The organism is Pseudomonas alkylphenolica, from assembly GCF_000746525.1.
In the GTDB taxonomy this organism is placed as follows: domain Bacteria; phylum Pseudomonadota; class Gammaproteobacteria; order Pseudomonadales; family Pseudomonadaceae; genus Aquipseudomonas; species Aquipseudomonas alkylphenolica.
In genome coordinates this window covers 4,026,544-4,047,635 of sequence record NZ_CP009048.1, presented here as the reverse complement: position 1 = coordinate 4,047,635, position 21,092 = coordinate 4,026,544, and the positions used below count along the sequence as shown (strand labels likewise).

The following is a 21,092-nucleotide window of genomic DNA, read 5'->3' as shown; positions in this document are numbered from 1 at the left end:
TTGCCGCGTGAAGCCTGTTACTTAGTTCGTTGGAGCACCTTTGGCGATCCAGGCGCCAATCAGTTCACGTTCCTGCTGGGTCATCTGGGTGATGTTGCCCAACGGCATGATCTGCGTGGCGACAGCCTGAGCCTGGATGCGCGCGGCCTGTTGCTGGATCTGTTGCGGGGTGTCGAGCATTACCCCGGCAGGTGCAGCGCTGAACAGCGGGCTGGTCGGCTTGGCCGAATGGCACACGGCGCAACGTTCCTGGATGACGCTGTGGATCTTGTCGAAGCCGGCATCGTCGAGTTTGGCGACGTTGGCCGCCGGTGCTTCGGCTGGAGCAGCAGCCTGGGCTGGAGCGGCGGCTTGCTCTGCAGCTTTCTCGGCAGCAGTCTTGCCACCCAGAGCGGTTTCCGGCAGCGGTTGGTACTCGACCTTGGCGGCGGCCTGTTCTGGCGCAGTCGGCATTGGCGCAGGGCCAGTGACGTAAGCCAGGCAGATCATCGACAGGGCACCGACCGGCAGGGTCCAGGCGTACTTGTTGCTGTCGTGACGGGTGTTGAAGTAGTGACGAACCAACACTGCAGCCACTGCGATACCGGCCAGGATCAGCCAGTTGTACTGGCTACCGTAGGTGCTCGGGAAGTGGTTGCTGATCATGATGAACAGCACCGGCAGGGTGAAGTAGTTGTTGTGCCGCGAACGCAGCAGGCCCTTGGCCGGCAGGAGCGGGTCCGGGGTCTGGTTGGCTTCGATGGCGGCGACCAGCTGACGCTGGGCCGGCATGATGATGCGGAACACGTTACCGACCATGATGGTGCCGATGATCGCGCCGGTGTGCAGGTACGCACCACGACCGCTGAACACCTGGCTGAAACCGTAGCAGGCGGCAATCACCAGGACGAACAGCACCAGGCCGAGCAGGCCAGGGCGCTTGCCCAGTGGCGAGTCGCAGAGGAAGTCGTAGATGAACCAGCCGGCGATCAGCGAGCCAACGCCGATGGCGATACCTTCAGCGCCGCTCAGGGTGCTGCCAGGGGCCAGCAGGTACAGGGTCGGATTCCAGTAGAACACCAGGCACAGCAGGGCGATACCCGACATCCAGGTGAAATAGGCTTCCCATTTGAACCAGTGCAGGTTCTCCGGCATTTTCGGCGGAGCCAGCTTGTACTTCTCCAGGTGGTAGATCCCGCCACCGTGAATCGCCCAGAGATCGCCGGACAGACCATCGCGCGGGTTGGCCCGGTTGAGGTTGTTTTCCAGCCAGACAAAGTAGAACGACGCGCCAATCCAGGCGACGCCAGTGATCATGTGAACCCAACGCACGCTCAGGTTCAGCCATTCCAACAGATGTGCTTCCACAGTCTTTACCTCTACCCTGGCACCCTGTAGCCGGGTGCTCAGGTCTTCTCTTATTGGTGGGGGGCGAGGATCAATTGCTCATCCTCATTGAAAAAATGCTCATCGCAGTTGTTGCCAGTGCCACTGCGATCAACCACCAGGAAGTCATCCCGCTTTTCGATCGTCAGCACCGGGTGGTGCCAGACGCCGCGATGGTAATTGATGCCCTGCCTTCCATTACTGATGAAGGCACGGACCAGGCCTGATACAGGTGCATCGCCAACGGGCGCGACCACGATCAGAAAGGGGTTGCCGAGCAGCGGAATGAACGCCTGGCTGCCCAGCGGATGGCGCTCCAGCATGCGAACGGTCAGCGGCATGTCCTGCGCGTCGGCGCGGAAGATGCTGATGATCGCGTTGTCCTCGGGCTGGGCGGTTTGTACCGTGGCCAGCTTGTGGAAGCGCATGGTCGAACCGTTGTTGATCATGAAGTGGTCGCTGCCGTCGGTTTCGATCACGTCACCGAAAGGGGCGAAGGCTTCTTTGGTCAAGGGCTCAATCACTAAAGTGCGCATGCGGATTCTCTTTATTCTGTGTTGTGGAGGGTAAGGCCGGGCTTACCCTTAAAGTTGCAGCAGGCGGAACAGGGCAATCAGGTTGATCTGCGCCAGCGCTTCCTTGAACTCGGCTTCGGCCGAGTTGTGGATGCGCTTCTCGAACGAGGCGAGGATCTGGTGCCGGTTACTGCCCTTGACCGCCATGATGAACGGGAACTTGAATTTTTCTTTGTAGGCATCGTTGAGCTCGGTGAAGCGCTCGAACTCTTCGGCGGTGCACTGGTGGATACCGGCGCCGGCCTGCTCGTTGGTGCTCGACTCGGTCAGTTCACCCTGGATCGCGGCTTTGCCGGCGAGGTCCGGGTGAGCATTGATCAGGGCCAGCTGGGCGGCGTGATCGGCGCTCAGCAGAATGTCGCTCATGCGTTGATGCAGGGCTTCGATCTGGTCGATTTCCTGCAACTGGCCGAGGTCGTAGGCCTTTTCGGCGACCCAGGGTGAGTGCTCGTAGATGTCGGCAAAGGCTTCGACGAACGCGCTGCGCTCCAGGGACGAAGGCTTGAGGGTCTTGAAAGCGGTCATTGGGCGTTCTCGGCTTTGTAAGGGTGGGTGGCATGCCAGTGACGGGCGATGTCCACGCGCCGGGTGAACCAGACCTGCTCATGGCTCTTGGCGTATTCAATGAAGCGCTTGAGCGCGGCCAGGCGCGCCGGACGGCCGACCAGGCGGCAGTGCAGGCCGATCGAGAGCATCTTCGGTGCCTCGGCGCCTTCTTCGTAGAGCACGTCGAAGGCGTCCTTGAGGTACTGGAAGAACTGCTCGCCGCAGTTGAAGCCCTGCACCTGGGTGAAGCGCATGTCGTTGGTGTCCAGGGTGTACGGGATCACCAGGTGCGGCTTGCCGGTCGGGTTGTTCGGTTCCCAGTAGGGCAGGTCGTCGTCGTAGGTGTCGCTGTCGTAGAGGAAGCCGCCTTCCTCCATCACCAGGCGACGGGTGTTGATTCCGGTGCGGCCGGTGTACCAGCCCAGCGGACGCTCGCCGGTCAGCTCGGTGAGGATGCGGATGGCTTCGAGCATGTGCTCGCGCTCCTGGGCCTCATCCATGTTCTGGTAGTCGATCCAGCGGTAGCCGTGGCTGCAGATCTCGTGGCCGGCTTCGACCATGGCGCGGATCACGTCGGGGTGACGCTGGGCGGCCATGGCGACGGCGAAGATGGTCAGCGGCACGCCGGTGTCCTTGAACAGCTTGAGCAGGCGCCAGACGCCGGCGCGGCTGCCGTATTCGTAGAGCGATTCCATGCTCATGTTACGAGCGCCCTGCAGGGGCTGGGCGGCAACCATTTCCGAGAGGAAGGCTTCTGATTCCTTGTCCCCGTGAAGAATGTTGCGTTCACCGCCTTCTTCGTAATTGAGCACGAAAGACAAAGCAATGCGGGCATTCCCCGGCCAGCGCGGATGGGGTGGGGTATTGCCGTAACCGATCAGGTCGCGAGGATAGTCAGCGCTCACTGCAGTCTTCCTTCTTATACGTGTAAACGGAGGGCGTGGCGCCCGGGTAGGGTATTGGCCACGACGATGAGGTGATTGTATACAACTTTGTTTGCGGTTTGTAAGCCTGTTTTTTCCTATTTCTTCCTGTTTTTACCCTCGGAAACCCTCTGCAAGAAACCTGCCCAGTTGGTCAGTTAATGACGTGCTCGTCGGCCAGTGGCGTGGTTTTGCGACTGATGGCGTATTTACAGAAGGTGGTGGGCATGTCAGGAAAGAATACCGAATTATTGTGTACAATTTTACAGAAAAATGTCTTAATAATCCGACAGCCGTACGCTGCCGGGTCTCCTGACGGCGCCGTACGGGATTTTTTGCCCACAGATAGAACAGAGGCGAGCAAGCAATGGGACGTTTGACCACGCATGTACTGGATGCCGCTCACGGCTGCCCTGGCAGCTCGATCAAGGTCGAGCTGTACCGGGTCGAAGGCCAGCAGCTCGAGCTGGTGCACACCACCCTGACCAACAGCGATGGCCGTTGCGACGCGCCGCTGCTGCAAGGTGACGACTACCGCAGCGGTGTCTACCAGCTGCAGTTCAATGCGGGCGACTACTACCGCGCCCGTGGCGTGCAGTTGCCTGAGCATGCATTCCTGGATGTTGTGGTACTGCGTTTTGGCATCAGCGCCGAGCAGGATCACTACCACGTACCACTGCTGATCTCGCCGTACAGTTACTCGACCTATCGTGGAAGCTAGTTGGTCGCTAGAAGAATCTTCGTAGGTCCTTGCCCGCTCACACTGCGGGCTTTTTTTTGTCTGGGGTTTTGTGCTGCCTTTATCGCGGGGCAAGCCCGCTCCCACTGGGGATCACTTTCGGTGGGAGCGGGCTTGCCCCGCGATAAGGTCCAACAAAAAAGCCCCACCCGAAGGTGAGGCTTTATCTGGTTGCAGCGCTGCTTAGAGGAACACAAACTTGGCAATGAAGATCGCCGTCAGTACCCACAGGCTTGCCGAGATCTCGCTGAAACGACCGGTACCGGCCTTGAGCACCACGTAGGTGATAAAGCCCAGGGCAATACCGTCGGCAACCGAGAAGGTCAGCGGCATCATGATTGCGGTGACGATCGCCGGGATGCTGTCGGTGGCTTCGTCCCAGTTGATGTGCGCCATGCTGCCCATCATCAGCATCGCGACATAGATCAACGCACCTGCCGTGGCGTAGGCAGGAATCATCCCGGCCAGGGGGGCGAAGAACATCGCGGCGATGAAGAACAGGCCGACCACCACCGCCGTCAGGCCGGTGCGGCCACCGGCGGCAACACCCGCAGCACTTTCCACATAGCTGGTTACCGGCGGTACGCCCACCACTGCACCGAACACGCTCGAAGCACTGTCTGCCTTCAGTGCGCGCGAGAGGTTTTCGATACGTCCGTCGGCATTCACCAGGTTGGCGCGCTGGGCTACACCCATCAGGGTGCCGGCGGTGTCGAACATGTGCACGAAGAGGAAGGCGAACACCACGGCAATCATGCTGACGTTGAACACGCCCGCGACATCCATGGCCATCCAGGTCGGTGCCAGGCTTGGTGGCAGCGAGAACAGGCCGCCGTATTCGACCAGGCCCAGGCCCCAGCCGGCGAGGGTGACGCTGATGATGCTGATCAGGATCGCGCCGAACACCCGGTGATAGCTGAGCACCGCAATCATCAAAAAGCAGATCGCCGCCAGCAGCGGGCCAGGCTCGTGCAGGGAGCCGAGCTTGATCAGGGTGGCCGGGCTGTCGACGACAATTCCGGCAGTTTTAAGACCGATCAGTCCGAGAAACAATCCGACGCCGGCACCCATCGCATGACGCAGGCTCACAGGAATGCTGTTGAGCAGCCATTCACGCACCCGCGAAAGCGTCAGCAGCATGAACAGCACCCCGGAGACGAATACCGCGCCCAGCGCCGCCTCCCAGGTGTAGCCCATGGTCCCGACCACGGTATAGGTAAAGAAGGCGTTGAGCCCCATGCCCGGTGCCAGGCCTACTGGCCAGTTGGCATAGAGGCCCATCAACAGGCAGCCCAGGGCGGCGGCGATGCAGGTGGCGACAAAAGCCGCTCCGTGATCGATGCCGGCATCGGCCATGATGTTGGGGTTGACGAAGATGATGTAGGCCATGGTGATAAAGGTGGTCAACCCGGCGATCATCTCGGTTTTGACGGTGGTGCCATGTAGCTTGAGTTTGAAAATCCGCTCCAGCCAGCTCGTTTCGAGCGGTGGGGCAAGATCCAGCGTAGGGGCTTCGGATTTGCGGCTTTCCACAGCATGTACTCCTCAAGTCTTTTCTTGTTTTTCAGAGCCAGTCCTGCGCACGCACTGGGAAGCTCTGTGAGGCGGATGGGATGGCAGGCGACCGGACCTTTTGTTGACTTCTGAGTCAGGAAGTTGCACGAATGGATTATGCGTTTGTATACAAAGAATGCAAATAATGTTTTCGTTGTTGTGCGCAAATAATTTCGCCGCATCGCTATAAAGGCCATCACCCCCTGCAGAAATCGCTGCGGCTGTGTACAATGTGCCCATACCTTAATCGTTTAATTTTCTTACCAAGACTTGCCTCCGCCCCACTGGCTGGTATTACAGTCAGGGTCCGACAGGCCGATCCCCGTGCTCGAGTGCCCATGAACGAACAGCTGCAACCTCTCAAGAAACCAGTGCGTACCGGCAAGGCCGGGCGCAGCGGAACCCAGGACGATATCGTCTATGCGCACATTTTCGAGGCCATTCTCGAACAACGCCTGGCGCCGGGTACCAAGTTGAGCGAGGAAGCCCTGGGCGAAATCTTTGGCGTCAGCCGCACCATCATTCGCCGCGCACTGTCGCGCCTGGCGCATGAAAGCGTGGTACTGCTGCGGCCTAACCGCGGTGCGGTGGTGGCCAGCCCGACCGTTGAGGAAGCGCGCCAGGTGTTTTTCTCGCGGCGTATGGTTGAACGTGCCATCACCGAACTTGCGGTCGAGCACGCCACAGCCGAGCAGCTCAACGAACTGCGCCAGATGGTGCGTGAAGAGCGCGACAGTTTCTCCCGGGGCGACCGTGGCGCCGGTATTCGCCTGTCTGGCGAGTTCCACCTGAAGCTGGCCGAAGCCGCCGGCAATGCACCGCTCATCAGCTTCCAGCGCAGCCTGGTGTCGCAGACTTCGTTGATCATCGCCCAGTACGAAAGCGGTAACCGCTCGCACTGTTCCTACGACGAGCACATGCAGCTGATCGATGCCATCGAGGCGCGTGACGTCAATCAGGCGGTCAGCCTGATGATGCACCACATGGATCACATCGACAGCAAGCTCAACCTCGACGAGGACAGCGCTTCGGATGATCTGCATGCGGTGTTCTCGCATTTGTTGCAGACCAAGAAGCGCGGTAGTTCGGTGCCGATCAAGGGCTGATAACCGGCTCAAAACAATCGCGGGGCAAGCCCGCTCCCACAGGAGTTACTCGAACCTGTGGGAGCGGGCTTGCCCCGCGATGTTTTTGAAGATTAACGCTGGTGTACGCAACGCCCGGCGGCGAAGGTCTGTTTGACGGTACGGTCGTCGCCCAGGGTCATCAGCACGAACAGGGTCTCGTCGATGCTGTTCGACTGCTGGATGCGGTAGTCCATCAGCGGCGTCGCCTTGTAGTCGAGCACCACGAAGTCGGCATCGTTGCCAGGTTTGAGGCTGCCGATGCGGTCATCCAGGCTCAGCGCCTGAGCGCCGCCGAGGGTGGCCAGGTACAGCGACTTGAACGGGCTCAGGCGCGCGCCCTGCAGTTGCATGACCTTGTAGGCCTCGTTGAGGGTGTTGAGCAGCGAGAAGCTGGTGCCGGCACCGACGTCAGTCCCCAGGCCGACCTTGACCTTGAACTTCTCCGCCTGCGGCAGGTTGAACAGGCCGCTGCCGAGGAACAGGTTGGAGGTCGGGCAGAAGGCCACGGCCGAACCGGTTTCGGCCAGACGCTGGCACTCTTCGTCGCACAGGTGCACGCCGTGGGCGAATACCGAGCGCTCACCGAGCAGCTTGAAGTGATCGTAGACGTCCAGGTAACCCTTGCGCTCAGGGAACAGTTCCTTGACCCAGTCGATCTCCTTGAGGTTTTCACTCAGGTGGGTGTGCATGTACAGGTCAGGGAATTCGCTCAGCAGTTGCCCGGCCAGGGTCAGTTGCTCCGGGGTGCTGGTCGGAGCGAAGCGTGGAGTCACGGCGTAGTGCAGGCGGCCCTTGCCGTGCCAGCGTTCGATCAGCGCCTTGCTTTCGGTGTAGCCCGATTCAGCGGTATCGGTCAGGTAGTCCGGGGCGTTGCGGTCCATCATCACCTTGCCGGCGATCATCCGCAGGTCAAGACGTTCGGCTTCTTCAAAGAAGGCATTGACTGACTCGGGGTGCACGCTGCCAAACACCAGGGCAGTAGTGGTGCCGTTGCGCAGCAGCTCTTCGACGAAAATCTTCGCTACCTTGTCGGCGTGCTCCTTGTTGGCAAACTGCTTTTCGCACGGGAAGGTGTAGGTGTTGAGCCAGTCCAGCAGTTGCTCGCCGTAGGAACCGATCATGCCGGTCTGCGGGAAGTGGATGTGGGTATCGATAAAGCCAGGAGTGATCAGGGCATCTTTATAGTGCTGCACCTCGATGTCGGCGGGCAGAGTCGGCAGCAGTTCACTGGCGTGTCCCAGGGCGCTGATCTTGCCGTTGTCGATCAGCAGCAGGCCGTCCTGGAAATACTGATAGGACGCTTCGATTCCCACCTCGGCAGGGTCGGCGATGCTGTGCAGGATGGCGGCACGGTAGGCTTTGCGGGTTGCGCTCATAGGGCTCTCGTCATATGGCTTGGCTGCGCCGCGAGGGCGGCAGCAATTGGGCAATGGGGCCGGCATTGGTCGCACTGTCGTGCTGGCCGAAGCTGGCGTTGTAGGTGGCAATGATTTCAGCGGCGATGGACACGGCGATCTCGATCGGCAGCTTGCCCTTGACCTCGGCCAGGCCCATCGGGCAACGCATGCGTTGCAGGCGCTCCTCGGTGTAGCCGCGTTCACGCAGGCGGTGTTCGAACTTGACCCGTTTGGTCTTCGAGCCGATCAGACCGAACCAGGTGAAGTCATTGCGTTTAAGGATTGCAGCGGTCAGTTCCAGGTCCAGCTGATGGTTGTGGGTCATGACGATGCAATAGCTGCCAGCGGGCAGGTCGTCGACCTCATCGACCGGCTCTTCGCTGACGATCTTGCTGACGCCGGCCGGAATCTGCTCGGGAAACTCCTGCTCGCGCGAATCGATCCAGCGCACCCGGCAGGGCAGCGCGGCGAGCAAGGGTACCAGAGCGCGGCCGACATGGCCTGCGCCGAACACGGCGATTTGCGCCTGCACCTGGCCCATGGGCTCGAACAGCAGCACGGTAGCGCCGCCGCAGCACTGGCCAAGACTGGCGCCGAGGCTGAAACGCTCCAGATGCGGTGATTCGCGACGCTCGGCGAGCATCTCGCGGGCGATTTTCATTGCCTTGTATTCAAGGTGGCCGCCGCCGATGGTGTCGAACAGTTGCTCGGCGCTGACCACCATCTTCGAGCCGGCATTGCGTGGCGTCGAACCGCGTTCTTCGATGATAGTCACCAGTACGCAGGCTTCACCGCGGGCTTGCAGGTCGGCGAGGGCGTTGATCCAGGTGTGCATAGTTAAATTGCCTCTTTAATCGCGGGGCAAGCCCGCTCCCACAGGTAGGAGCGGGCTTGCCCCGCGATGAGCACACTACGGTGCTACGGTCTCAACCTCGGCAACCGGCTGTTGTGCCGCTACCGCCTTGCGCATTTGCTCGCAACCCCACAGCACCCGCTCAGGTGTCGCCGGCGCATCGATCTTCGGTTGCACCCGGTAGTCCGCCAGGCTGGCCACGGCATCCTTGATCGCGCACCAAGCGGCGATACCCAGCATGAACGGCGGTTCACCCACGGCTTTGGAGTGGAACACGGTGTCTTCCGGGTTCTTGCGGTTTTCCACCAGCTTCACCCGAAAGTCGATCGGCATATCGGCCACCGCCGGGATCTTGTAGCTGGCCGGACCGTTGGTCACCAGTTTGCCCTTGGCGTTCCACACTAGCTCTTCGGTGGTCAGCCAGCCCATGCCCTGAACGTAGCCGCCTTCCACCTGGCCGATGTCGATGGCCGGGTTCAGCGAAGCGCCGACGTCGTGCAGGATATCGGTGCGCAGCATCTTGTATTCGCCGGTCAGGGTGTCGACGACCACTTCGGCACAGGCCGCACCGAAGGCGAAGTAGTAGAACGGACGGCCACGGGCCTGGCTACGGTCGTAATAGATTTTCGGGGTCTTGTAGAAGCCGGTGCTCGACAGCGATACCTGGGCAAAGTAAGCCTGCTGGATCAACGCGTCGAAGCTGATGATCTCGTCGCGGATACGCACATGATTGTTGCGGAACTCGACGTCTTCCTCGGTCACCTTGTATTGCCGCGCGGCGAACTCGACCAGGCGCTTCTTGATGGTCTCTGCCGCGTTCTGTGCTGCCTTGCCGTTCAGGTCGGCGCCGGAGGAGGCCGCCGTCGGTGAGGTGTTCGGCACTTTCTCGGTGTTGGTCGCGGTGATCTGTACACGCTGGAAGTCGACCTGGAATACCTCGGCCACTACCTGCGCAACCTTGGTGTTGAGGCCCTGGCCCATCTCGGTGCCGCCATGGTTCAGGTGGATGCTGCCGTCGGTGTAAACGTGCACCAGCGCACCGGCCTGGTTGAGGAAGCTGGCGGTGAACGAAATGCCGAACTTCACCGGAGTCAGCGCCAGGCCTTTCTTGAGGATAGGGCTGTGGGCGTTGAAGCGGCGGATCGATTCGCGGCGCTCATGGTAGTCGGCGCTGGCTTCCAGTTCTGCGGTCATTTCCTCGAGCATGTTGTGCTCGACGGTCTGGTAGTAGTGGGTGACGTTACGCTCGGTCTTGCCGTAGTAGTTGGCCTTGCGTACCTCTAGTGGGTCGAGTGCCAGGCTGCGGGCGATATGGTCCATCACCTCTTCGATGGCGACCATCCCCTGCGGGCCGCCGAAGCCCCGGTAGGCAGTGTTCGACGCGGTGTTGGTCTTGCAGCGATGACCGTTGACCGTGGCGTCGCCCAGGTAATAGGCGTTGTCGGAGTGGAACATGGCGCGGTCGACGATGGATGCCGAAAGGTCCGGCGAGTAGCCGCAGTTGCCGGCCAGCTCCAGGTTGATGCCGTGCAGGCGGCCGCTGTCATCAAAGCCGACGTCGTATTCGACGTAGAACGGATGACGTTTACCGGTCATCAGCATGTCTTCGACCCGCGGCAGACGCATCTTGGTCGGCTGGCCAGTCAGGCGCGCGATCACCGCGCACAGGCACGCCGGGCTTGCCGCCTGGGTTTCCTTGCCGCCGAAGCCGCCGCCCATGCGACGCATGTCGACCTGTACCTTGTTCATCGGCACGTCGAGCACTTCGGCCACCAGCTTCTGCACCTCGGTAGGGTTCTGGGTCGAGCAGTAGACGATCATCCCGTCGTCTTCGGTAGGCATCACCGAAGAGATCTGGGTTTCCAGGTAGAAGTGTTCCTGGCCGCCGATGTGCAGGGTACCTTGCAGGCGGTGCGGCGCGTTCGCCAGGGCCGTGGCCGAGTCGCCGCGTTTGTGGGTGTGGCTGTCCAGCACGAAGTGACGCTTGCGCAGGGCCTCGACCACGTCGAGCACCGGTTCCAGGTCTTCGTATTCGACGATCGCGGCCATTGCTGCGCGGCGTGCGGTGTCCAGGTCGCGGGCGGCGACGGCGAGCACCGGCTGGCCGACGAACTCTACCTTGTCGATGGCCAGCAACGGGTCGCCGGGCATGATCGCGCCAATGTCCTTGAGGCCCGGAATGTCTTCGTGGGTGATGGCGATGCGCACACCCTCGAAGGCGTAGCAGGGGCTGGTATCGATCTTCAGCACCCGCGCATGGGCGCGGTCGGACATGCGCGCATACACGTGCAGCTGGTTGGGGAATTCCAGGCGGTCATCGATGTACTGCGCTTCACCGCTGACCTGCTTGTCGGCGCTGTCGTGCTTGATGCTGCGCCCGACTCCGGTGGTCAGGTCCTGGCTGAACAGCTCGGCCATTTGTGCCTGGCTTTTGGCGACGTGATGGTTAGACATAAGCGGTCACCCGGGTCTCGATGTGCGGCGTTTGCAGTTCGATGAAGTATTTGCGCAGCAGGTTCTGCGCACTGAGCAGGCGGTATTCCTTGCTGGCGCGGAAGTCCGACAGCGGGGTGAAGTCTTCGGCCAGGGCCTGGCAGGCGCGTTCGATGCTGGCCTGGTTCCAGGCTTTACCGACCAACGCGGCTTCGCAGGCGCGGGCGCGTTTGGGGATTGCAGCCATGCCGCCGAAGGCGATACGTGCGGCTTCAACCTCACCGTTTTCGATACGCAGATTGAAGGCGGCGCAGACGGCGGAAATATCGTCGTCCAGACGCTTGGAAACCTTGTAGGCGCGGAACGTCCAGGCGCTGCGGGCGCGCGGCACAATGATCTTTTCGATGAACTCGCTTTCCTGGCGGGCAGTGATGCGGTAGTCGATGAAGTAGTCTTCCAGCGCCAGAGTGCGGGTGCTGCCGCCTTTGCGCAGGACAATCTGCGCGTCCAGGGCAATCAGCAGGGGCGGGGAGTCACCGATCGGCGAGGCGTTGCCGATGTTGCCACCGAGAGTGCCCTGGTTGCGGATCTGCAAGGAAGCAAAGCGGTGCAGCAGCTCGCCGAAGTCCGGGTATTCGCGGCTCAAGGCGTCGTAGCAGTCGGTCAACGGTGTGGCCGCGCCAATTTCCAGATGCTCATCAAGGCTGTCGATGCGCTTGAGTTCGGCGACGTTACCGACGTAGATCATCACCGGCAGGGTTTTGTGGAACTGGGTGACTTCCAGCGCCAGGTCGGTACCGCCAGCGAGCAAGCGTGCTTCGGGGTGCGAGCCATAGAGGTCGGCGAGGTCGGCCACGGTCAACGGTACCAGGCAGCGCTTGTCGCCGCTGTTGAGTTCACCGGTTTCGCTCGGCGCAATGGCTTTGAGGCGGGCAATGGTCTGCGCCTGGTTGCTGTCAAACTGGTCTGGCTTGGCCTGACAGCAGGACTGTTCGGCGGCGGCGAGAATAGGGCGGTAACCGGTGCAGCGGCAGAGGTTGCCAGCCAGCGCTTCCTGGGCCTTGTGCAGGTCCGGTGCATCGCTGTTCTTTTGCAGGGCAAACAGCGACATGACAAAACCGGGGGTACAGAAGCCGCACTGCGAGCCGTGGCAGTCGGCCATGGCCTGTTGCACGCTGTGCAGTTGCCCTTGGTGCTTGAGACCTTCGACGCTGATCAATTGCTTGCCGTGCAGCGACGAAACAAAGGTCAGGCACGAGTTCAGGCTGCGGTAGCGGATCTGCTCACGGCCGTCGTCGTCCACGGCCAGTTCGCCGACCACCACTGTGCAGGCACCACAATCGCCGCTGGCGCAGCCTTCCTTGGTACCGGACTTGCCCAAGTGCTCGCGCAGGTATTGCAGCACTGTCAGGTTGGGATCCAGGGCATGCTCACTGCGCAGCTCCTGGTTTAATAGAAACTGGATCACGGAAGGCCTCACACGCGGTTTATTGTTGTTGAGCGGACTGTAAGCAGACTTGATTTTTAGGTCAACAATTTTCTGACTTCTGGGTCAGGAAAATTTACACGCCATTACCCACCCGCCACAGGCGTCTCTCTATAGAGCATAGTCCGCTGTACCCATGGCCGAATTTTTTGCGCCATTGCCGCCAACTTCTGCTTCCAGGCCCCTGCGCGGCGCCGGGGCAAGTGCGCTACAATTGCGCCCTTTGCACAGTTCAATGATTTTGAAGGAAAACCATGACGTTCAAGGCGCCGGACAGCCTCTCCGAGCAAATTGCCCACTACCTGGCCGAGCGGATCATCCGCGGCGAGCTCAAACCTGCTGAGCGTATCCAGGAGCAGAAGGTCACCCAGGCATTGAACGTCAGTCGCGGCTCGGTGCGTGAAGCCTTGCTGATCCTCGAACGTCGGCACCTGGTGACCATCCTGCCGCGCCGTGGCGCTCATGTGACCGAACTCGACGAGCATGGTGTGCGCAGCCTGTGCACCTTGATGGGCGAGCTCTACATCCTGCTGGGCAATGCGGTTGCACAGAACTGGCGCAATGAAAGCGACCTGCTGGCATTCCTGGACATCCAGCAAAGCCTGGCCAGTGCCCTGCAGCGCCAGGACATCAAGGTCTTCGTCGAAGAAAGCTTTGCGGTAATGCGCGCGGCTTACCCGTTCGCCAACAATCCTTACTTGCAGGAAACCGTCGAGAACCTGCAGCCGGCCATGAGCCGCGCCTATTATCTGGCGCTGGATCAACGCAAGGCCGAAATGAGCGACTTCCTGGCGTTGTTCGCCAACCTGCTGGAGGCCGTGGTCGCCCGCGATCAGGCGCGCATCCGCACGGTGCTGGTCGAATACTGCCAGCGCAGCTGCGAGCTGGTGCTGGCGGCACTGGCGACCGCCTGAGCATGCGCCTAAAGTGCATTCGCCTGGCCGGGTTCAAGTCGTTCGTCGACCCGACCACGGTCAACTTCCCCAGCAACATGGCGGCGGTAGTCGGGCCCAATGGCTGCGGCAAGTCCAACATCATCGATGCGGTGCGCTGGGTGATGGGCGAAAGCTCGGCGAAAAACCTGCGTGGCGAGTCGATGACCGACGTCATCTTCAACGGCTCGACCAGCCGCAAGCCGGTGAGCCAGGCCAGTATCGAACTGGTGTTCGATAACTCCGACAGCACTCTGGTCGGTGAATACGCCGCCTACGCGGAAATCTCCATCCGCCGTAAAGTCACCCGCGACGGGCAGAACACCTATTACCTCAACGGTACCAAGTGCCGGCGCCGTGATATCACCGACATCTTCCTCGGCACCGGCCTCGGCCCACGCAGCTATTCGATCATCGAGCAGGGGATGATCTCCAAGCTGATCGAGGCCAAGCCGGAAGACCTGCGCAACTTCATCGAAGAAGCGGCCGGGATCTCCAAGTACAAGGAGCGTCGGCGCGAGACCGAGAACCGTATCCGCCGCACCCATGAAAACCTTGAGCGCCTGACCGACCTGCGCGAAGAGTTGGAACGCCAGCTCGAACGCTTGCATCGCCAGGCCCAGGCTGCCGAGAAGTACAAGGAGTACAAGGCCGAGGAACGCCAGCTCAAGGCGCAGCTGGCGGCCTTGCGCTGGCAGGCGCTGGATCAGCAGGTCAGTCAGCGTGAAGTGGTGATCGGTGACCAGGAAGTGGCCTTTGAGGCCCTGGTGGCCGAGCAGCGCAATGCCGATGCCAGCATCGAGCGCCTGCGTGATGGCCATCATGAGCTGTCCGAGCGCTTTGGGCAGGTGCAGGGGCGCTTCTATTCGGTCGGCGGCGATATCGCCCGGGTTGAGCAAAGCATCCAGCATGGCCAGCAGCGTCTGCGCCAGCTTCAGGACGACTTCAAGGAAGCCGAGCGCTCGCGCCTGGAGACCGAATCGCACCTGGGGCATGACCGCACCTTGCTGGCGACCCTCGGTGAAGAGCTGGCAATGCTCGAGCCTGAGCAGGAAATGACCCTGGCCGCCGCCGAAGAGTCGGCGGCCACCCTGGAAGAAGCCGAAGGCACCATGCACGGCTGGCAGGAACAGTGGGACACCTTCAACACCCGTTCGGCCGAACCACGTCGCCAGGCCGAAGTGCAGCAGGCGCGTATTCAGCAGCTCGAACAGGCGCTTGAGCGTCTGGCCGAGCGCCAGCGCAAGCTGGCTGAAGAGCGCGACCAGCTCAGTGCCGACCCTGAAGATGCCGCGATTCTGGAGCTGGGTGAGCAAGTGGCCAGCAGCGAGCTGGTGCTTGAAGAGATTCAACTGCAGGAACAACAGGTGGTCGAGCAGCTGGAAACCCTGCGCGAGCAATTGCAGCAGGCTGTCCAGGCACAGCAACAGACCCAGGGCGAGCTGCAGCGCCTGGGTGGTCGTCTGGCGTCGCTCGAGGCCTTGCAGCAGGCTGCTCTGGATCCGGGCACCGGCACCGCGCAATGGTTGCGCGAGCAGGGCCTGGAGCAGCGTCCGCGTCTGGCTGAAGGCCTGCGGGTCGAGCCGGGGTGGGAGCTGGCGGTGGAAACCGTGCTGGGCGCCGATTTGCAGGCCGTGCTGGTGGATGATTTCAGTAGCCTTGATCTAGCAGCGTTCAGTCAGGGCGATCTGCGTTTGTTTGATTCGACGACCGAAAGTGCGCGCATTCCGGGCAGCTTGCTCGACAAGGTTGAAGGCCGGGTCGATCTGGCGCCTTGGTTGGGGCAGGTTTTGCCGGTGGAAAGCCTTGAGCAGGCGCTGGCCCAGCGCAGCCGCTTGAATGACGGTCAAAGTCTGGTCAGCCGTGATGGCTACTGGGTCGGGCGGCATTTTCTGCGGGTCAATCGCGCCAGCGATGCTCAAGGCGGGCTGCTGGCCCGTGGTCAGGAGCTGGAACGCCTGGGGCTTGAGCACCAGGAGCTGGAGGCCGCGCTCGAATTGCTTGAAGCCCGGTTGCAGGAGCAGCGCGAGCAGCAGCAGGGTCTTGAGGAGCGCCGCGAACAATTGCGTCGTCGCGCCCAGGACGAGGCCCGCCAGCAGAGTGAGCTCAACGCTCGGCTGTCGGCCGGCAAGGCGCGCGCCGAGCAATTGAGCTTGCGGCGTCGGCGTCTGGAAGAAGAGCTGGCCGAACTGCTGGAGCAACGCGCCCTCGAAAGCGAGAATCTCGGTGAATCGCGCCTGCAACTGCAGGAGGCCCTCGATCTGATGGCCCAGGACACCGAACAGCGCGAACTGCTTCTGGCCCAGCGCGACAGCCTGCGTGAGCGCCTCGACCGGGTGCGCCAGGAGGCCCGTCAGCACAAGGATCACGCTCATCAACTGGCCGTGCGTCTGGGCTCGTTGCGCGCCCAGCACGATTCCACCCGCCAGGCTCTTGAACGTCTGGAGCTGCAGTCGGAGCGCCTGACGGAAAAGCGTGAACAGCTGAGCCTCAACCTGGAAGAGGGTGAGGCACCGCTGGAAGAGTTGCGCCTGAAACTCGAAGAACTGCTGGAAAAGCGCATGAGCGTCGATGACGAAATGCGCCAGGCCCGCCTGCACATGGACGAGGCTGACCGCGAGCTACGTGATGCGGAGAAGCGCCGGACCCAGGCCGAGCAGCAAGCGCAATTGCTGCGCGGCCAGCTGGAACAGCACCGCCTGGAATGGCAAGGGCTGAGCGTCCGGCGCAAGACGCTTCAGGAGCAGTTGCAAGCCGACGGCTACGACCTGCAAGGGGTCCTTGGCACCCTCAGCGAGGCGGCCAGCGAGCAAGAAGCCGAGCAGGAGCTGGAGCGCATCGACGCCCGTATCCAGCGCCTGGGCGCGATCAACCTGGCGGCCATCGACGAGTATCAGCAGCAGTCAGAGCGCAAGCGCTATCTGGATGCTCAGGATGCCGACCTGGTCGAAGCCCTGGATACCCTGGAAAACGTCATTCGCAAGATCGACAAGGAAACCCGCAACCGCTTCAAAGATACCTTTGATCAGATAAATGCCGGATTACAGGCACTTTTCCCAAAAGTTTTCGGTGGCGGCAGTGCTTACCTGGAACTGACGGGCGAAGATTTACTCGATACAGGGGTAACGATCATGGCGCGGCCACCGGGCAAGAAGAACAGCACCATCCACCTGCTTTCGGGCGGGGAGAAAGCGCTGACCGCCCTGGCCCTGGTATTTGCCATTTTCAAACTGAACCCGGCACCGTTCTGCATGCTCGACGAAGTCGATGCGCCACTGGACGATGCCAACGTCGGACGCTACGCCCGGCTGGTCAAGGAGATGAGTCAGACAGTGCAGTTCATCTATATCACCCACAACAAGATCGCCATGGAGATGGCCGATCAGTTGATGGGGGTTACCATGCATGAACCGGGTTGCTCGCGTCTGGTTGCGGTCGATGTGGAGGAGGCGATGGCCATGGTCGACGCCTGACTGGAGGCGATAAGGCGTGAACCTGCGCTAAATGGCCCTGTCAGTTGCGACAGACGGTGTAAAGTTATCTTTGGTCGTGCTAGCTTAATGTCACTTATTTTTTGCGTGGGTAAAAACGCCTGTCAGAACATAGAGTTGGCGCCACGTTTTAAAGGGGTTTAAACCCTTTATTTTTCAGCATTTTTTACAGAGGCACAGGATTACATGGAAATCGGTCTGCGCGAGTGGCTGATCGTCATCGGCATCATTGTCATTGCCGGTATTCTTTTTGACGGCTGGCGTCGTATGCGCGGCGGCAAGGGCAAGCTGAAGTTTCGTCTGGATCGTAGCTTCTCCAATGCCCCTGATGACGATAACAGTCCCGAATTGATCGGCCCGCCGCGGGTATTGGACACCCACAAGGAGCCTGAGCTGGACGAGCACGACCTGCCGTCCATGAGTGCTGCGCGCGAGCGTGACAATAACAGCAAGCCAAAGGCGTCCAAACGCAAGCGTGGTAGCGAGCCGCAGCAGGGCGACCTGAACCTGGCGGCTGAGCCGCGTGAGCGTGAGCCGGACCTGTTTGCCAATGCTGACGACGATTACCCAGATGAAAGCCGTAACAACGGCAATGCCTTTGCCAGCACTGAAACCCGTGACCTGCCACCGGTTGAAGAAGTCTTGGTGATCAGCGTCATTTCCCGTGACGAAGGCGGCTTCAAGGGGCCGGCCTTGCTGCAGAACATTCTGGAAAGCGGTTTGCGTTTCGGCGAAATGGATATTTTTCACCGCCACGAAAGCATGGCCGGTAATGGCGAAGTGCTGTTTTCGATGGCCAACGCGGTCAAGCCGGGTGTGTTCGATCTGGACGATATCGATCACTTCAGCACCCGTGCGGTGAGCTTCTTCCTGGGCTTGCCAGGGCCGCGTCATCCCAAACAGGCCTTTGATGTCATGGTTGCTGCTGCGCGCAAGCTGGCTCATGAGCTCAACGGTGAGCTCAAGGACGACCAGCGCAGCGTTATGACTGCCCAGACCATCGAGCATTACCGTCAGCGCATCGTCGAGTTCGAGCGCCGTGCCCTGACCCAGAAGCGCTAACTGCATCGCGGGGCAAGCCCGCTCCCACAATAGCCTCCCTGTGGGAGCGGGCTTGCCCCGCGATGAGGCTCTCAAAGCCGACCCCGAACACGCAAGAGCAGCCCAGGCTGCTCTTTTGCTTTGCAAGAGAATACGAAAATGACTGCCGAATCCCGAATCCTCGAACTGCGTGCCGAACTCGACCAGCACAACTATCGCTACTACGTGCTCGACGAGCCCAGCGTTCCGGACGCCGAATACGACCGTCTGTTCAACGAGCTCAAAGCGCTGGAAGCCGAGCACCCGGAGCTGGTGACCGCTGATTCGCCGACCCAGCGTGTCGGCGGTGCGGCCTTGTCGGCTTTCAGTCAGGTGCGTCACGAAGTGCCGATGCTGAGCCTGGGCAACGCCTTCGAGGAAAACGACCTGCGCGAGTTCGACCGGCGCGTGGTCGAAGGGCTGGATCTGCCGGCAGGCGACCTGTTCGGTGACGGCGCGGCGGTGGACTACAGCTGCGAGCCCAAGCTCGATGGCCTGGCCGTCAGCTTGCTGTACCGCGACGGGCAACTGGTGCAGGGCGCCACCCGCGGTGACGGCACCACCGGCGAAGACATCAGCGTCAACGTGCGTACCGTGCGCAACATTCCCCTGAAGCTGCAAGGCGAGGGCTGGCCAGCCGTGCTCGAAGTGCGCGGCGAGGTGTACATGTCCAAGGCCGGCTTCGAGCGTCTGAACCAGGCGCAGATCGAAGCGGGCGGCAAGACCTTCGCCAACCCGCGCAACGCAGCGGCGGGCAGTCTGCGTCAGCTGGATTCGAAGATCACCGCCAGCCGCCCGCTGGAGTTCTGCTGCTATGGTCTGGGCCAGGTCTCGGCGCCGCTGGCCGACACCCATATTGGCACCCTGGAACAGCTGAAGGCCTGGGGTATGCCGATCAGCCGCGAACTGCGCCATGCAGCGGGCGTTGCCGAGTGCCTGGAGTACTACCGCGATATCGGCGCGCGCCGCAATGACCTGCCTTACGAGATCGATGGCGTGGTGTTCAAGGTCAACAGCCTGGCTTCCCAGCGCGAACTGGGCTTTCGCGCCCGCGAACCGCGCTGGGCCATTGCCCACAAGTTCCCGGCCATGGAAGAGTTGACCGAAGTGCTGGATGTGGAATTCCAGGTCGGACGTACCGGCGCGGTCACCCCGGTGGCCCGGCTCAAGCCGGTGAAGGTGGCTGGAGTGACCGTGTCCAATGCCACGTTGCACAACATGGGAGAAATAAGCCGTTTGGGTCTCAGGATCGGGGATGTTGTCACCATTCGCCGTGCCGGGGACGTGATTCCTCAAGTAATGGAAGTCATTCTTGAGAGGCGTCCTAAGTTGACTCGTCCGATTGAGATACCTAAAGAGTGTCCAGTCTGCGGTTCCCCTGTGGAGCCGACGCAGTTGATCAAGCGTGGAAAGGGCAAGGAAGTTGTCAGTGAAGGGGCCGTATATCGTTGCATCGGGCGCCTTGGCTGCGCTGCGCAGCTTAAGCAGGCGATTGTCCATTACGTCTCGCGCCGTGCGATGGATATTGATGGGCTAGGGGAGAAAAGCGTAGAGCAACTGGTGGATGAAGGGCTTATCCAGTCTCCGGCAGACCTGTACCGCTTGGAGTTCGAGCAAATTGTTGATCTAGAAGGATTTGCCGAACTTTCCAGCAACAACCTTCTGGATGCGATAAAGGCAAGTAAAAAGCCTTCTCTTGCGCGTTTCGTTTATGCCTTGGGTATTCCAGATGTTGGGGAGGAAACCGCCAAGGTGCTTGCTCGCTCATTAGGCTCGTTGGAGCGTATTCAGAAGGCGTTGCCTGAAGTACTCACGTACCTCCCTGATATCGGAATGGAAGTCGCCTCTGAAATTCACTCATTCTTCTCCGAGTTGCACAATAAGCAGGTAATCCGGGATTTACGTGAACGTGGGCTTGAGATTCAAGATGAAGGTGGCGTGGGCGTGGAATTAGCAGCCTCTGTCTCTTTCGCCGCATTCGTAGAGAAACTAGGTATTACTGGTGTTGCTGCGACAGGGGCGAAGAAGTTGGCGGATAAGGCGGGAAGCCTGGACGGTCTGATTAGGCTCAGTGAAGACTGGTTGGATCTGAGTTCTATGAAAGGCATCAATGAAAAAGCAAAAGGTGCTTTGCGTGAGTTTTTTGTTTCGGAAAATACCCAGAGAGCTCGAGCTATCGAAGCGCAACTGCTCGACTTTGGCATGCATTGGAGCAGCGAGAAGAAAGTCGCTGCTGGCTTGCCGCTGGCCGGTCAGACCTGGGTGCTGACCGGCTCCCTGGAGCGCATGAGCCGCGATATCGCCAAAGACAAGCTGGAAAGCCTGGGCGCCAAAGTCGCGGGCTCGGTGTCGGCCAAGACCCATTGCGTGGTGGCGGGGCCGGGGGCCGGTTCCAAGCTGGCCAAGGCCAACGAACTGGGGCTCAAGGTGCTGGATGAAGATGCCTTTGTGACCTTTATGGGTAAGCACGGCATTGCCATCTAAGCCTTGGAACACCGCCAAGTCATTGAGTGTTGATGGTTTTTTTGAAATTAGAGGTTGTATCTTCACTTGATGCCGGTACAATGGCGCGGCTCGTCGCCAGATGAGCT

Annotated in this window: 15 protein-coding genes; 6 read left to right on the top strand and 9 right to left on the bottom strand. The window is 60.7% G+C overall.

Annotated features, from left to right (window positions below; translation table 11 throughout):
* Positions 1–21 precede the first annotated feature (21 nt).
* From PSAKL28_RS18490 to puuE, 4 genes are read right to left on the bottom strand one after another with little or no spacing between them, the layout of a single operon-like run.
* Positions 22–1,347 (bottom strand): urate hydroxylase PuuD, encoded by a 1,326-nt coding sequence (locus PSAKL28_RS18490; protein WP_038613238.1) that lies wholly within the window; start codon positions 1,345–1,347, stop codon positions 22–24.
* A 50-nt stretch (positions 1,348–1,397) separates the two neighbouring features.
* Positions 1,398–1,901 carry an ureidoglycolate lyase gene (locus tag PSAKL28_RS18485; protein WP_038613236.1) on the bottom strand — a complete coding sequence of 168 codons (504 nt, stop codon included), beginning with the start codon at positions 1,899–1,901 and terminating at the stop codon, positions 1,398–1,400.
* A 48-nt stretch (positions 1,902–1,949) separates the two neighbouring features.
* Positions 1,950–2,465, bottom strand: a complete 516-nt coding sequence (gene uraD / locus PSAKL28_RS18480) for a 2-oxo-4-hydroxy-4-carboxy-5-ureidoimidazoline decarboxylase (protein ID WP_038613234.1) — start codon at positions 2,463–2,465, stop codon at positions 1,950–1,952.
* Complete coding sequence (gene puuE, locus PSAKL28_RS18475) at positions 2,462–3,391, bottom strand: allantoinase PuuE (protein WP_038613232.1); 930 nt, start codon at positions 3,389–3,391, stop codon at positions 2,462–2,464. Before puuE ends, uraD begins: the two co-directional genes overlap by 4 nt.
* Positions 3,392–3,776: 385 nt before the next feature.
* On the opposite strand from puuE, the gene uraH reads away from it, so the two are divergent.
* Positions 3,777–4,130, top strand: a complete 354-nt coding sequence (gene uraH, locus PSAKL28_RS18470; protein WP_038613230.1) for a hydroxyisourate hydrolase — start codon at positions 3,777–3,779, stop codon at positions 4,128–4,130.
* 201 nt (positions 4,131–4,331) lie between these two features.
* On the opposite strand, the gene PSAKL28_RS18465 is transcribed toward uraH, so the two are convergent.
* Positions 4,332–5,681, bottom strand: a complete 1,350-nt coding sequence (locus PSAKL28_RS18465) for an NCS2 family permease (RefSeq protein WP_038613228.1) — start codon at positions 5,679–5,681, stop codon at positions 4,332–4,334.
* 359 nt (positions 5,682–6,040) lie between these two features.
* Between PSAKL28_RS18465 and PSAKL28_RS18460 the strand changes: the two genes are divergently transcribed.
* Complete coding sequence (locus PSAKL28_RS18460; RefSeq protein ID WP_038613226.1) at positions 6,041–6,808, top strand: GntR family transcriptional regulator; 768 nt, start codon at positions 6,041–6,043, stop codon at positions 6,806–6,808.
* A 92-nt stretch (positions 6,809–6,900) separates the two neighbouring features.
* Here PSAKL28_RS18460 and guaD read toward each other — a convergent pair whose 3' ends face one another.
* The 4 genes from guaD to xdhA form a co-directional block, all read right to left on the bottom strand.
* Positions 6,901–8,205, bottom strand: coding sequence for a guanine deaminase (gene guaD / locus PSAKL28_RS18455; RefSeq protein ID WP_038613225.1), 1,305 nt, complete (start codon positions 8,203–8,205; stop codon positions 6,901–6,903).
* Positions 8,206–8,215: 10 nt separating this feature from the next.
* Positions 8,216–9,061: a xanthine dehydrogenase accessory protein XdhC gene (gene xdhC / locus PSAKL28_RS18450; RefSeq protein ID WP_038613222.1), complete on the bottom strand. Its 846-nt coding sequence runs from the start codon at positions 9,059–9,061 to the stop codon at positions 8,216–8,218.
* A gap of 75 nt (positions 9,062–9,136) precedes the next feature.
* On the bottom strand, positions 9,137–11,533 hold the full coding sequence (xdhB, locus tag PSAKL28_RS18445; RefSeq protein ID WP_038613220.1) for a xanthine dehydrogenase molybdopterin binding subunit: 2,397 nt from the start codon (positions 11,531–11,533) through the stop codon (positions 9,137–9,139).
* Positions 11,526–12,980 (bottom strand): xanthine dehydrogenase small subunit, encoded by a 1,455-nt coding sequence (gene xdhA / locus PSAKL28_RS18440; RefSeq protein ID WP_038613218.1) that lies wholly within the window; start codon positions 12,978–12,980, stop codon positions 11,526–11,528. The genes xdhB and xdhA overlap by 8 nt, the downstream gene beginning before the upstream one ends.
* Before the next feature lie 272 nt (positions 12,981–13,252).
* Between xdhA and PSAKL28_RS18435 the strand changes: the two genes are divergently transcribed.
* From PSAKL28_RS18435 to ligA, 4 genes are all read left to right on the top strand, one after another.
* Entirely contained in the window at positions 13,253–13,912 is a 660-nt protein-coding gene (locus tag PSAKL28_RS18435) for a GntR family transcriptional regulator (protein WP_038613216.1), read from the top strand.
* A 2-nt stretch (positions 13,913–13,914) separates the two neighbouring features.
* Positions 13,915–17,403: a chromosome segregation protein SMC gene (smc, locus tag PSAKL28_RS18430; RefSeq protein ID WP_038613214.1), complete on the top strand. Its 3,489-nt coding sequence runs from the start codon at positions 13,915–13,917 to the stop codon at positions 17,401–17,403.
* A 204-nt stretch (positions 17,404–17,607) separates the two neighbouring features.
* Positions 17,608–18,483, top strand: coding sequence for a cell division protein ZipA (gene zipA / locus PSAKL28_RS18425; protein ID WP_038613212.1), 876 nt, complete (start codon positions 17,608–17,610; stop codon positions 18,481–18,483).
* Between the two features lie 138 nt (positions 18,484–18,621).
* On the top strand, positions 18,622–20,985 hold the full coding sequence (gene ligA, locus PSAKL28_RS18420; RefSeq protein ID WP_038613210.1) for an NAD-dependent DNA ligase LigA: 2,364 nt from the start codon (positions 18,622–18,624) through the stop codon (positions 20,983–20,985).
* The last annotated feature ends 107 nt before the right edge of the window (positions 20,986–21,092 follow it).